This window comes from Rhodococcus sp. 105337 (genome assembly GCF_012844225.1).
Taxonomy (GTDB): domain Bacteria; phylum Actinomycetota; class Actinomycetes; order Mycobacteriales; family Mycobacteriaceae; genus Rhodococcus.
Map to the genome: position 1 here is coordinate 586,055 of NZ_JABAGQ010000001.1, position 12,537 is coordinate 598,591.

14 protein-coding genes are annotated in these 12,537 nt (G+C 68.0%); 7 read left to right on the forward strand and 7 right to left on the reverse strand.

Features of this window, described 5'->3' with window-relative positions; translation table 11 throughout:
• Positions 1-23: 23 nt before the first annotated feature.
• Positions 24-911 (forward strand): ROK family protein, encoded by an 888-nt coding sequence (locus HF886_RS02715; RefSeq protein ID WP_169622139.1) that lies wholly within the window; start codon positions 24-26, stop codon positions 909-911.
• Positions 912-992: 81 nt separating this feature from the next.
• Positions 993-1,421, forward strand: a complete 429-nt coding sequence (locus HF886_RS02720) for a CBS domain-containing protein (protein WP_169622138.1) — start codon at positions 993-995, stop codon at positions 1,419-1,421.
• Positions 1,422-1,426: 5 nt separating this feature from the next.
• On the opposite strand, the gene HF886_RS02725 is transcribed toward HF886_RS02720, so the two are convergent.
• The gene (locus HF886_RS02725; RefSeq protein ID WP_169651478.1) at positions 1,427-1,822 is read right to left on the reverse strand and encodes a hypothetical protein; all 396 of its coding nucleotides are present in this window, start codon (positions 1,820-1,822) and stop codon (positions 1,427-1,429) included.
• A gap of 242 nt (positions 1,823-2,064) precedes the next feature.
• On the opposite strand from HF886_RS02725, the gene HF886_RS02730 reads away from it, so the two are divergent.
• A complete protein-coding gene (locus HF886_RS02730) occupies positions 2,065-3,513 on the forward strand; it encodes an aldehyde dehydrogenase (protein ID WP_169622136.1) in 1,449 nt (482 codons plus the stop codon).
• Positions 3,514-3,633: 120 nt separating this feature from the next.
• Here the strand turns inward: HF886_RS02730 and epsC are convergent, their stop codons facing one another.
• Positions 3,634-4,215, reverse strand: a complete 582-nt coding sequence (epsC, locus tag HF886_RS02735) for a serine O-acetyltransferase EpsC (RefSeq protein WP_169622135.1) — start codon at positions 4,213-4,215, stop codon at positions 3,634-3,636.
• Between the two features lie 4 nt (positions 4,216-4,219).
• Entirely contained in the window at positions 4,220-5,152 is a 933-nt protein-coding gene (cysK, locus tag HF886_RS02740) for a cysteine synthase A (protein WP_169622134.1), read from the reverse strand.
• 220 nt (positions 5,153-5,372) lie between these two features.
• Between cysK and HF886_RS02745 the strand changes: the two genes are divergently transcribed.
• Positions 5,373-5,705, forward strand: a complete 333-nt coding sequence (locus HF886_RS02745; protein ID WP_169622133.1) for a hypothetical protein — start codon at positions 5,373-5,375, stop codon at positions 5,703-5,705.
• Positions 5,706-5,783: 78 nt separating this feature from the next.
• Entirely contained in the window at positions 5,784-6,260 is a 477-nt protein-coding gene (locus tag HF886_RS02750) for a VOC family protein (RefSeq protein ID WP_169622132.1), read from the forward strand.
• 89 nt (positions 6,261-6,349) lie between these two features.
• Here HF886_RS02750 and HF886_RS02755 read toward each other — a convergent pair whose 3' ends face one another.
• The 4 genes from HF886_RS02755 to HF886_RS02770 form a co-directional block, all read right to left on the reverse strand.
• On the reverse strand, positions 6,350-8,182 hold the full coding sequence (locus HF886_RS02755) for a phosphoenolpyruvate carboxykinase (GTP) (protein WP_169651479.1): 1,833 nt from the start codon (positions 8,180-8,182) through the stop codon (positions 6,350-6,352).
• Positions 8,183-8,458: 276 nt separating this feature from the next.
• The gene (locus tag HF886_RS02760) at positions 8,459-8,773 is read right to left on the reverse strand and encodes a DUF6802 family protein (protein WP_169622130.1); all 315 of its coding nucleotides are present in this window, start codon (positions 8,771-8,773) and stop codon (positions 8,459-8,461) included.
• 28 nt (positions 8,774-8,801) lie between these two features.
• Complete coding sequence (locus HF886_RS02765) at positions 8,802-10,250, reverse strand: hypothetical protein (RefSeq protein WP_206038468.1); 1,449 nt, start codon at positions 10,248-10,250, stop codon at positions 8,802-8,804.
• A complete protein-coding gene (locus HF886_RS02770) occupies positions 10,247-10,837 on the reverse strand; it encodes a hypothetical protein (RefSeq protein WP_169651480.1) in 591 nt (196 codons plus the stop codon). The genes HF886_RS02765 and HF886_RS02770 overlap by 4 nt, the downstream gene beginning before the upstream one ends.
• A gap of 213 nt (positions 10,838-11,050) precedes the next feature.
• On the opposite strand from HF886_RS02770, the gene trmB reads away from it, so the two are divergent.
• Complete coding sequence (gene trmB, locus HF886_RS02775; protein WP_206037209.1) at positions 11,051-11,833, forward strand: tRNA (guanosine(46)-N7)-methyltransferase TrmB; 783 nt, start codon at positions 11,051-11,053, stop codon at positions 11,831-11,833.
• Positions 11,830-12,537, forward strand: a complete 708-nt coding sequence (locus HF886_RS02780; RefSeq protein WP_169622127.1) for an NYN domain-containing protein — start codon at positions 11,830-11,832, stop codon at positions 12,535-12,537. Before trmB ends, HF886_RS02780 begins: the two co-directional genes overlap by 4 nt.

Here is a 12,537-nt window from a genome sequence, read left to right on the forward strand (position 1 = left end):
CAGGCATCCCCTAGGGTCACGGTATGACCGCACTGGCACTCGACGTCGGCGGCACCAAAATTGCCGCGGCCACCGTCGCCGATGACGCGACACCTCTCGAACCGCAGTCCGTACCCGTGCCCGCCGCAGGGGTGTGGGAGACGTGCGCAGCGTTGTTGCGGGAGGTCGCCGGCACCGAACCGGTCACGGCGGTCGGGATCGCCGCGGCCGGCCCGGTCGACACCGCGCGGGGCACGGTGTTTCCCATCAACATCACCGAATGGGCGAGCGGGTTCCCGCTGGCCGATGCGGTCCGCAGTCTGTTCCCGGGTGCCCGGGTACGGCTCGCGATGGACGGAGCTGCCGCCGCGCTGGGCGAACAGCGCTTCGGCGCCGGGCGCGGCGTGGCCGACCTGCTCGGCGTCGTCGTCGGTACCGGCATCGGAGGCGGGCTGGTGCTCGGCGGCCGGATCGTCACGGGCCGCACCGGCAACGCCGGCCACATCGGGCACATGGTCTCGGCGTACGGCACCGCGGTGTGTGCGTGCGGCGGGGTCGGATGTATCGAGACCGTCGCGAGCGGGCCGGCAGCGGTGCGGTGGGCGCGGCTGCACGGCTGGGAGGGATCCGACGGCACCGCCCTCGCTGCCGACGCACAGGCAGGCAGCGGCGTGGCGGCAGCCGCACTCGAACGCGCGGGAACCGCGCTGGGCCAGGTCATCGCATCCGCGGTGGCCCTGGCGGACGTCTCGCACGTTGTGGTCGGTGGCGGATTCGCACAGTCCGGAACGCACCTGTGGCGACCGTTGCTGGCCTCGACGACGCGGCATGCCCGCCTCGGTTTCCTGCGCGAGGTGCGCGTCGTGCCCGCCGAACTCGGCGCACTGGGCACGCTGGCCGGCGCGTCGCTCCTCGCCGCAGGTCACGACTAGATAACCAAGTCCTGCGCGCGCGGGACACTGCCCTACCCTCTGACGTACCACTCTTCCAGCGGATCGATCGGCGGTACCGGGATGCGGATTGCTGAGATTTTGCGGAACAAGGGTTCGGGAGTCTGCACCGTCCCACCCGAGACGCCGATCTGTGAGCTGCTCGGAGATTTCGCCCGCTACAACATCGGGGCGATGGTCGTCGTCGAGGACGGAGCGGTGGTCGGCATCATCACCGAGCGCGACGTGGTGCGCAGTCTCAACCACCGCGGGCCGTCCATCCTCGCCGATCAGGCGCGGAACCTCATGACCACCGACGTGACGACCTGCCTGCCCACCGACACGGTGGACAGTCTCGCCGAAACCATGACCTCGAGGCGGGTGCGTCACCTACCCGTGGTCGAGGACGGCCGCCTCGTCGGCATCGTCAGCATCGGCGACGTGGTCAAGAGCCGCCTCGACGAACTCGAAGCCGAGCGCGACCAGCTCGAGTCGTACATCCACCGAGGTTGAGCCCGTTACAGGCCGGAGTCCTCGGCGGTCTCCGTCTCGTCGTCCGACGCGGTCTTGTTCGGCCTGTCGAGGACGCTCACGCTCATCCCGTACGGCAGGAACCGCACCGATCTGGTCGGATCCGTGTTGCCCTTGAGCGCACGCAGCGCGTCGAGTTCGGCGGGGTAGACCTGGTCGACGCGCACCACGCCGTCCTCGTCGCAGTTGTAGACGACCCACACACCGGCTCCGGTGTCGCCCGTCGTCTCGGGCGTGGGTGCGCTCCGAGGGGAGCGCGGCTGTTCCGGTGCGTCGAGGAACGACAGCACCCGGTCCTTGAGCTGTCGTAGCTCCTCCCCGGCTTCACGGACCACGCGGTCGAGGTCGTCCGGATCGAATCCGAAGGGGTTGTTCTCCGCCATTGTTTGTCTCCTGACCGTTGGCCCGTGACCGAGCGTCATGGCCCGTGACCGTCCGTCGCGTGACCCCAGGCACTCTCCAGTGTGGTCATCACAACGGTTTCCCGCCACCGGTCGCCCGCACTCTTTCCAAAAACCTGTAACCTGTTCTAGTGTTCGAGGTCACAGGTGGGCCGCGGGATCGTCGGCACCGAACCACGAACCTGCCTTTACATGAGCGAACAGCAACTGGTGAGGAAGCGGACATGACCGACTACGACAAGTTGTTCATCGGCGGGCATTGGGTGGAACCGTCGACCGACGAGAAGCTCGAGGTGTTCTCCCCTGCCACGGAGGAACGCGTCGGATCGGTTCCCGTCGCAGGACCCGAGGACGTCGACGCCGCAGTCGCCGCCGCTCGCCGCGCGTTCGACGACGGGCCGTGGCCCCGCATGTCCCCGGCCGAACGCGGCCAGGTCATCGCGAAGGCCGCGAAGCTGATGGAAGAACGCGCCGCCGACCTCGCGTCGCTCGTCTCGTCCGAAATGGGGCAGCCTGCCGCCTCGGTCCAGATGATGCAGATGACGCCGTCGCTCGCGACGCTCAATTACTATGCAGGACTTGCCGAGACGTTCCAGTGGACCGACGAGCGGACCGGTTCGTTCGGCCGCTCGCGTGTCACCCGTGAGCCCGTCGGCGTCGTCGGCGCCGTCATCGCCTGGAACGTGCCTTTGTTCCTGTGCGCCAACAAGCTCGGCCCCGCCCTGCTCGCGGGCTGCAGCGTGGTCCTCAAGCCCGCACCCGAATCTCCCTTGGCAGTCAACGTCGTCGCGGAGATCTTCACGGAGGCAGGGCTTCCCGAGGGTGTCCTGTCGGTGGTCCCCGGTGGCGCCGAGACCGGCGAGTACCTCGTCTCGCACCCCGATCTCGACAAGATCACCTTCACCGGTTCGACGGCCGTGGGCAAGCACATCGGCGAGATCGCCGCACGCAACCTCAAGCGGTGCTCACTCGAACTCGGCGGCAAGTCCGCGGCCATCATCCTCGAGGACGCCGATCTCGACTCCACCATCGCGATGCTCGTGATGTCGGGCCTGATGAACACCGGACAGGCATGTGTCGGCCAGACCCGGATCCTGGCGCCGCGATCCCGGTACGACGAAGTCGTCGAGAAGATCGTCGCCACCGCAGCGTTCTTCCCCGTCGGGCCGCCGTCCGACGACAGCGCACAGCTCGGCCCACTGATCTCCGCCAAGCAGCGTGAACGTGTCGAGGGGTACATCGCCAAGGGCCTCGAAGAAGGCGCGCGCCTCGTTCTCGGCGGCGGCCGCCCCGCCGGACTCGACACGGGATACTTCGTCGAGCCCACCGTCTTCGCCGACGTCGACAATTCCATGACGATCGCCCGCGAGGAGATCTTCGGTCCCGTCCTGTGCGTGCTGCCCTACGACAGCGTCGACGAGGCCGTGAAGATCGCCAACGACTCCGACTACGGGCTGGCAGGGTCGGTGTACACCACCGATGTGGAGAAGGGCCTGGACATCGCGTCGCGCGTGCGCACCGGCACGTACGGAATCAACTGGTACGCATTCGATCCCGGTTCGCCCTTCGGCGGGTACAAGAACTCGGGCATCGGACGCGAGAACGGCCCGGAAGGCCTCGAGGCGTTCTGCGAGACCAAGTCTGTTCTCTACCCGCCCGGATACCAGGACTGATCCGCACAGGGTCGATCCGGACAGGATTGATCCGCGCGGCACTGCGCACAGCAGAAGGGTGGCACTCGGTCGGAAGACCGGGTGCCACCCTTCTCGCTTCAGCGGAAACCGAAGCAGCAGTCAGATGTACATCGCGGGATCGATGAACGTCGTCGGATCGACGAGCGGCTCGTGCTGCCGCCGCGACCGCACGGTCGCCGGAATGCCGGTCGCGACGGAATCGGGCGGCACGTCGTGCGTGACGACGGCGTTCGCGCCGACCGCACTGTCGTCCCCGATGACGACGGGTCCGAGGATCTTCGCCCCGGCTCCGACAGTCACGCGGTTACCCAGCGTTGGGTGGCGCTTGCGCTTGACGAGCGCTCGACCCCCGAGCGTCACGCCGTGGTACAGCATGACGTCGTCGCCGATCTCCGCCGTCTCACCGATGACGACGCCCATCCCGTGATCGATGAAGAAGCGTCGCCCGATCGTCGCCCCCGGGTGGATCTCGATGCCGGTGAGAAACCGGGTGAACTGCGCGAGAACCCGAGCGGGGCCGCGCAGGGCAGGCACAGCCCACATCTTGTGGGCGATCCGGTGCGACCAGATCGCGTGCAGGCCGGAATAGACGATTGCGTTCTCCGCGTTGCTGCGCGCGGCCGGGTCCTGTCCGCGCGCAGCCTGCAGATCTTCACGAACGGTGCGGAGAATACCGAGCACGGAATCAGTCCCGGATGTGCTCGAACAGCGGGGTGGAGATGTAGCGCTCGCCGAAGTCGGGCACGACGACGACGATCAGCTTGCCGGCGTTCTCCGGGCGCTTCGCGATCTCGAGTGCAGCCCACACGTTGGCACCGGCCGAGATGCCGCCGAGGATGCCTTCCTCGGTGCCCAGACGGCGGGCGACGTCGATGGCGTCGTTGAACTTGACGTCGATGATCTCGTCGTAGATCTCGCGATCGAGAACGTCGGGCACGAAGTTCGCGCCGATGCCCTGGATCTTGTGCGGTCCGGGCTCACCGCCGGTGAGGATCGGCGAATCGGCGGGCTCGACACCGACGATCTTCACGTCGGGCTTGCGCGCCTTGAGGGTGCGGCCGACGCCCGTGAGGGTGCCGCCGGTACCGATGCCCGCGACGAAGATGTCGACGGCGCCGTCGGTGTCGTTCCAGACCTCTTCACCCGTGGTGCGCTCGTGGATCGCCGGGTTGGCGGGGTTGCCGAACTGGCGCGCGAGGATCGCGTTCTCCGTGTTCGCCACGATCTCCTCGGCCTTGGCGACCGCGCCCTTCATGCCCTCGGAACCCGGGGTGAGCACGATCTGCGCTCCGTAGGCGCGGAGCATGACGCGACGCTCGGTGGACATCGTCTCCGGCATCGTCAGGATGACGTTGTAGCCGCGCGCAGCGCCCACCATGGCGAGCGCGATACCCGTGTTGCCGGACGTTCCCTCGACGATCGTGCCGCCGGGCGCGAGCTCACCCGACTGCTCGGCAGCGTCGATGATCGCGACACCGATGCGGTCCTTGACGCTGTTCGCCGGGTTGTAGAACTCCAGCTTCGCGGCGACGGTCGCACCGGCGTCCTCGGTCAGCCGGTTCAGGCGCACGATCGGCGTGCGGCCGACCAGCTCGGTCACATTGTTGTAGATCCCCATGGTGGAGTCCTCCTCGTGGCCACTGCTGCGGCCGTATCGATCTAGCTTGTGGTCTATTGCACCATCCCGTCGCCGCATGCGGACGCGGAGGTCCCATCGAAGTACGAACGTATCCGCTAGTCGGCATTATTCCCGAAGGGCAAGTACGTCGTCCTGCACTGTCCGTCGACGTGAGCCGTTCCGGACGGTTTGCCCGCCCGCACACGGGTACAGCAGCAACATGACCGATCAGCAACTTCCCGTCCCCGATTACGACCAACTCGCGCCCGGCACACTTGCTCCGCGCATCCGGGCGCTGACCGAGGATCAACTGCAGGCACTCGTCGATTACGAGCGCGGCAACCAGAACCGTCCGAACTTCCTCGAGGTGCTCACCGCCCGGCTCGACGAGCTCGCCGGCGGTGCCGAGCCGACAGGCGGCGACCCTTCCCACGCGCCACCTGTCGACGGCGCCTCGGGTGGGTCGCCGGTGGACCCGTCGAGCTCACCCGACGACAACACACCGCTGCGGCACGGTGTCGCCGAGCAGACGCCGAAACGCGGCAAGCCCTGACCCGCAGTCGGCGAGCAGTACGAGTGCCCGTCGGGTTCGTTCAATACTCGCGTGGCGCTCGAGTCGACACTGGCGTGCATGACCAAGGCGATGAAACCGATTCCGGACGGCTACACCACGCTGACCCCGTTCCTTGTCGTGGAGGACGGAGCACGCGCCATCGACTACTACCGCGACACCTTCGGCGCGGTGCTCGTCGACCGTATGGACGGTCCCGACGGGACCGTGCTGCATGCGGAGCTCGACTTCGGCCACGGGCGGCTGCAACTGAGCGACCCGCATCCCGAGATGGGCCTGCGCGCACCCGACGGCACCGAGCAGGTCGACCACTCCTACGTCCTGTACTGCTCCGACGTCGATGCCACGTTCGCCCGGGCGGTCGAACTCGGCGCCCGCGTGTTCGAAGAACCGTCGACGTTCGTCACCGGAGACCGGTTCGCGTCGATCCTCGATCCTTTCGGCCACCGCTGGGCGATCATGACGCGGGTGGAAGACGTGTCTCCCGCCGAAGCCAAGCGCCGGCTCGACGAGTGGTCTGCCACGCAAGACGCCTGATACAGGGCCGGAAAGCCGGATGCCGCATGAGATCGGTCGAACCGATCTCACGCGGCATCCGGCGTGAACTGTCTTCTGGGGGAAGCGACTCAGCCGAGGCGCTGCTTCAGTGCCTCGAACTCGTCACGGATACCCGACGGCACCTTCTCGCCGAGGAACTCGAACCACTCCTCGATGAGGGGAAGTTCCTGCTTCCACTCCTCGACGTCGACTTTCAGTGCCTCGTCGACATCGGCGGTCTCGACGTCGAGTCCGTCGAGGGTCAAGTCGGCGGCGGTCGGCACGTACCCGATCGGTGTGGACTGCGCGTCGGCCTTGTGCTCGATACGGTCCACGATCCACTTCAGGACGCGCGAGTTCTCGCCGAAACCGGGCCACAGGAAGCGGCCGTCTTCGCCGCGACGGAACCAGTTGACGTAGAAGATCTTCGGGAGCTTGGTCTCGTCGGCGTTCTTACCCAGGTTGATCCAGTGGTTCAGGTAATCACCGGCGTTGTAGCCGAGGAACGGCAGCATCGCCATCGGGTCGCGGCGGACGGTTCCGACCGTGCCCTCGGCGGCAGCGGTCTGCTCCGACGACAGGGTCGCGCCGAGGAAGGTGCCGTGCTGCCAGTCGAAGGACTCGCTCACCAGCGGAACGGTCGTCTTGCGACGTCCACCGAACAGGATCGCGGAGATCGGCACACCCTGCGGGTCGTCCCACTCCGGGGCGAGGATCGGGCACTGCGACATCGGGGTGCAGTACCGCGAGTTCGGGTGCGCGGCCTTGGTGCCGGACTCGGGCGTCCAGTCGTTGCCGAGCCAGTCGGTCAGGTGCGACGGGGTCTCGCCGCCGATGCCCTCCCACCAGATGTCGCCGTCGTCGGTCTTGGCAACGTTGGTGTAGATGGTGTTGCCGGCCTCGATGGTGGCCATCGCGTTGGGGTTGGAGTCGGCGCTCGTACCCGGTGCGACACCGAAGAAACCGAACTCGGGGTTCACCGCGTAGAGGCGGCCGTCTTCGCCGAAGCGCATCCAGGCGATGTCGTCGCCGAGGGTCTCGGCGCGCCAGCCCGGAATGGTCGGCTGGATCATCGCGAGGTTTGTCTTACCGCATGCCGACGGGAAGGCCGCGGCCACGTAGTAAGGCTTGTTCTCAGGGGAGATCAGCTTGAGGATGAGCATGTGCTCGGCGAGCCAGCCCTCGTCGTGGGCCATGGCCGACGCGATGCGCAGCGAGTAGCACTTCTTACCGAGGAGCGCATTGCCGCCGTAGCCGGAACCGAAGCTCCAGATCTCGCGGGTTTCCGGGAAGTGGGTGATGTACTTCGTGTCGTTGCACGGCCACGCGACATCCTGCTGACCGGCTTCGAGGGGCGCACCGACGGAGTGCAGCGCCTTCACGAAGGGGCGGTCGGTGCCCAGCTTCTCGAGGGCGGCGGTGCCCATGCGGGTCATGATCCGCATGGAGACGACGACGTACTCCGAGTCCGTGAGCTCGACGCCGAGCTTCGGGTCGTCGGCACCGAGCGGACCCATGCAGAAGGGCACCACGAAGAGCGTGCGTCCGCGCATGCAGCCGCGGTACAGCTCCGTCATGAGGGCGCGCATCTCGTCCGGCGCCATCCAGTTGTTCGTGGGGCCAGCGCCGATCTCGTCCTCGGTGCAGATGTAGGTGCGTGACTCGACACGCGCCACATCCGACGGGTCGGAGTTGGCGAGGAACGAGTTCGGCTTCTTCTCGTCGTTGAGACGGGTGAACGTTCCCGCCTCGACCAGTTGAGCGGTCAGCCGGTCCCATTCCTCGTCGGATCCGTCGGCCCACACGACGCGATCGGGCTGGGTGAGCTCGGCAACCTCCTGGACCCAGGCAAGCAGCTCGGCATGCTGGGTCGGGAGCTTGTCGTCGGTACCGTTCAAACCGGGAATGGTCGCTGAGGTCATCAAACTCTCCTGGGGTGTGCCCGGAACCGGATCCCTCCCCCGACCTGCGCCGATGACGCAGGGACAGTGGCAGACCCGGGCTTTTCCCCTCTCGGCAGGGGTACCACCAGCTTCATCCGTGGCCGGACGGCGAAGCGGGCGCCGGAAGTCCTATTCGTAGAGGCTAACTGTGGATGTCCTACCGGTAACACTCGGGGCCGGTCGGAAATGTCACATGAACGATTCAGAGAGCGCGCAGAATACCTTCACCTACCCCCCACGTACAGACGGTGGCGCTCACTCGCCACCGTTTTCGTGATCCACATCGCCTTCCAGATTACCGTGGTCGACGCGTGTCCAGCGTGTTGTTCCGTCGAGGTCGCGGTGTAACTCCCACACGCCGTAGTCGCCGTCGTCCTCCACAGCGGTGAGCCTGTCGGTGTGCCCGTCGAGGTCGGTATCGGTGGCGACGATCAGAGCTCCACCTGCGGACAGGCCGCTGTCGAACACCTCGCTGCCGAAGATCACCGTGTCGTAGATTCCGTCCCCGTCCAGATCCGCGGCGGGTTCCGTTCCGTCTGCCCAGACGGACGCGGCCACCGGGTCGAACACGTCGGTCCTCGGCCCACTCGGGCTGTCGTCACCCGGAAACGTTTCCATCATCCGATCGATCCCCCATCCCCGGCACGGTCGCTCCCGGCCGATTCGCCGTTCGATCGGTTCGACGCACCGGACGCCCTCCCGGTTCCCTGGGCTGCCCGAGCGCCGCGAGGTCCCGCTCGCACGCCGCAATTCGCGCGCGCCTTTCGCCGGTGAGCCGTCCTATCTCCTCGTCGAGCGCGGAGACGCGTTCCCGCCGTCGGCTCGTCTGTGCGTCGTGTGCGCTCCGAGCCGCCGAAAGGACGCGTGACTCCACCTCGTAAGTGCACGCGCGCACCCATGCCTCGAGGTCGGCACGGGCGGTCGCCAGCTCTTCACCGACCCAGCGCCGCACGCGTTCGCGGTGCGCGATCCGGCGCCGCGCGTGAACGAGCCACCATCCCGCCGGCACCGCACCGCCGAGTGCGACGGCCACCACCGCCACGCCGGGGATCTCACCGAACGGGGTGACGAGCAGCCGCCCGAGGCCCGCACCGGCCGACGCGCCGACGACCAGTGTCAGCCGGTCCTCGAAGGTGCGCGCGGGCTCCGGCAACGGTGAACGTGTCCACTCGGGCGGTCTTCCGTCGCTGTCGCGCAGGTCCGCGCCGGCCCGCGAGGCGAGAGCGGCGGCGAGGCGGGCGCGCACTCCCTCGAGGTGCGCGTCGAGTGCACCGGCCACGTCATCGGCGGGCCGTCCGGTGTCGTCGAGCGCATCACGGATCGACGCGGCCACTCCCCGGATGTCCTTTGCGACGTCCTGGAGTAGTTCGACCCGCGCGCGCTGGAGGTCCGGTGGGGCCGCGGGCATGGGTGTCAGCGCCAGTCGTTGCCGCTCGGCGCGGAGACCGGCTGTGTCGTCACCGGCACGCAGCGCGTCCACCTCGTCGTAGATCATGCGGCGGGTCTGCGTCACGACAGCTCCGCGCGCACGTCGCGGGTCGCTCGCGGAATCGACCGCTGCGGCGAGCACATCGCGTAGCTCGACGATTCCGGTTTCCAGCAACAGCACCGAACCCGCGTCGCCGCCGACCTCCCGTGCGCGGCGCGACATCTCCGCCGACACCGGGAGGACGGTGACGCGCGGGAGGTACGTCGCGTGCCGGTGCAACAGGGCGACATCGCGGTCGCGCACCGTGCGCCACCCCGGATACCGGTCCGTACCGGTCAGGGCGCACACCACCTCGGTCGCGTCGGCGGCGGCGTCGGCGATCATCTCCAGTTCGGTGCGACCGATCACCGCCGACGCGTCGAACACCACCAGCACCACCGACGCCGGCCCGTCGCGGACCACGTCCACACCGCCGAGCCGGCCGAGTTCACCGCACAGTGCTCCGACTCCCGACCCCGCGAGACCCACGACGCGCACGGCCCGCGACGAAGGTTCGTGGAGCCGCGCCCAGCCCCGAGGGTTCCAGCGGCGCACCACATCGTCGGCACCGGTCGTCATGAGACCCGGCGCGAGAGGTTCGCCGCGTCGAGTGCCGCCTCGATCAGGTCGCGGGCGGCGGGTGTGGCGGCGATCCCCGCGACCATCCGCACAAGGTGCTCGTCGCGGAGACGAGAGGCCGCGGCCAGTCGTGCGGCAATCGCGTCGGTGAGCGCGGGATCACCGACGGCGAACGCCCCGAGGCCGAGTGTCGCGGCGACCGGATCGACATGTTCGACCGTGCCGCCGGCGACCACCACGACGACACGTCGTGCGTCGATGTGAGACAGAGCGGACCGGTCGGCGGGATGCACGGACGCGGGATCGAGCCGGACCGGCACGGCGTAGACGACGACGTCCCCGTCGAACACGGGATCGGCTGTGTCCGGCACGTCGACGGCCACACTCTCGACCTCGACGGTGCCGTCGGCACCGGCCGAGGCCCGGACGGCGTCCCGCACGGACCGGAATCCGGTGCCGACTCGTCCGGCAACCTGGATCCGCAGCGGTGCGGCGCGGTCGCGCACCACGGCGTGCAGAGCGCGGCCGGCGACACTGTCGACGCGCTCCACGTCTCCTGCGAGCCGGTGCCAGAGGTCCCCCGTCATCGACATCCCCCGATCGTCGGCGCGGATTGTGTCAGAAGACACCCTGTCGTGCAGGGGTAACACTCGACGCAATTCTGAGAATGTGAGGGGATCTCGGTGGGAAGAAAAGCGACCGCGGGCCGGAAAACTGTGCAAAATCCCGGGTAAACGAGGCTCAGACCCTGAAAATCCCGGTGCAAGCCTGAGAAAACACTGTGGTCCCTTCCGTCACTCCTGCCACCCACTCGCCGGATACGTGACAATGGTCGGGTGAACGACGCCGATCAAGACACGACCGAGCTGCTCGACGAGCAGCCCACCCGCGGGAATCGCCTCTACCCGAGGGTGACGAGCTTCCGGTCCCGACGGGGAGCGTTGACCGAACCCCAGCAGCTGACGTGGGACCGGCTCTGGCCCCAGCTCGGCCGGGACGTCGGCGACGACCAGCTCGACATCGACGCGTGGTTCGGGCGTTCGGCACCCGTGGTGCTCGAGATCGGATCCGGAACGGGAACCGCCGCCGTCTCGATGGCGCGGGCCGAACCCGACGTGAATCTGATCGCCGTCGAGGTCTACCGGCCCGGCCTCGCCCAGACACTGCAGCGCATCGAGCGCACCCTCGACACCGACTCCCCGGTCACGAACCTGCGCATCCTGCGCGGCGACGCCGTGGAGGTGCTCGAGAAGATGGTTGCTCCCGGATCGCTGACCGGGGTGCGGGTCTTCTTTCCGGACCCGTGGCCCAAGGCCCGGCACCACAAGCGCCGGCTGCTGCAGGCCCCCACCTTCTCCCTGATCGCCGATCGCCTCGTGCCCGGCGGTGTGCTGCATGTCGCCACCGACCACGCCGAATACGCCGAAGCGATCCGGGAAACCGGAGACGCCGAGCCGCTGCTGAAGCCCCTGTCGGGGGAGTCGCCGATCAGCCTCGAGCGACCCGTGACCAAGTTCGAAGGGAAGGCCCACCAGGTGGGCAGCACCATCGCCGAAATGGTCTGGGGGAAGATCGGAGCATGAGCGTCCACGAAGAGCTGTCCGATACGACCGACCCCACCGCCATCGACAGCGGGCCTGTCGGCGGCAGCGACCAGCCCGGTCGTGTCCTTCTCGTGTGGGATGCTCCCAACCTCGATATGGGTCTCGGCGCCATCCTCGGCGGCCGGCCCACCGCCGCATACCGTCCCCGGTTCGACGCACTCGGCCGCTGGCTTCTCGGCCGCACCGCCGATCTGTCCCGCCGGACCGGTACTCCGCTCGAACCCGAGGCGACGGTCTTCACCAACATCGCCCCGGGCAGCGCCGACGTGGTGCGCCCGTGGGTGGAAGCCCTGCGCAATGTGGGCTTCGCGGTGTTCGCCAAGCCCAAGATCGACGAGGACAGCGACGTCGACTCCGATATGCTCGAGCACATCGAGTTGCGCCGGCGTGGCGGCCTTGCCGGCGTCATGGTGGCGTCGGCGGACGGGCAGGCGTTCCGCGAACCTCTCGAAGAGCTCGCAGCTGCGGGCATCGCGGTGCAGGTGCTGGGTTTCCGCGAGCACGCCAGCTGGGCGGTCACGTCCGAGATCCTCGACTTCGTCGATCTCGAGGACATCCCCGGGGTGTTCCGTGAACCGCTGCCCCGCGTCAGCCTGGAATCGCTGCCCGACGAAGGAGCCTGGCTGCAGCCGTTCCGACCGCTGTCCGCCCTCCTCGTGGGGCGCAAGAGCGTCGCCGAATAG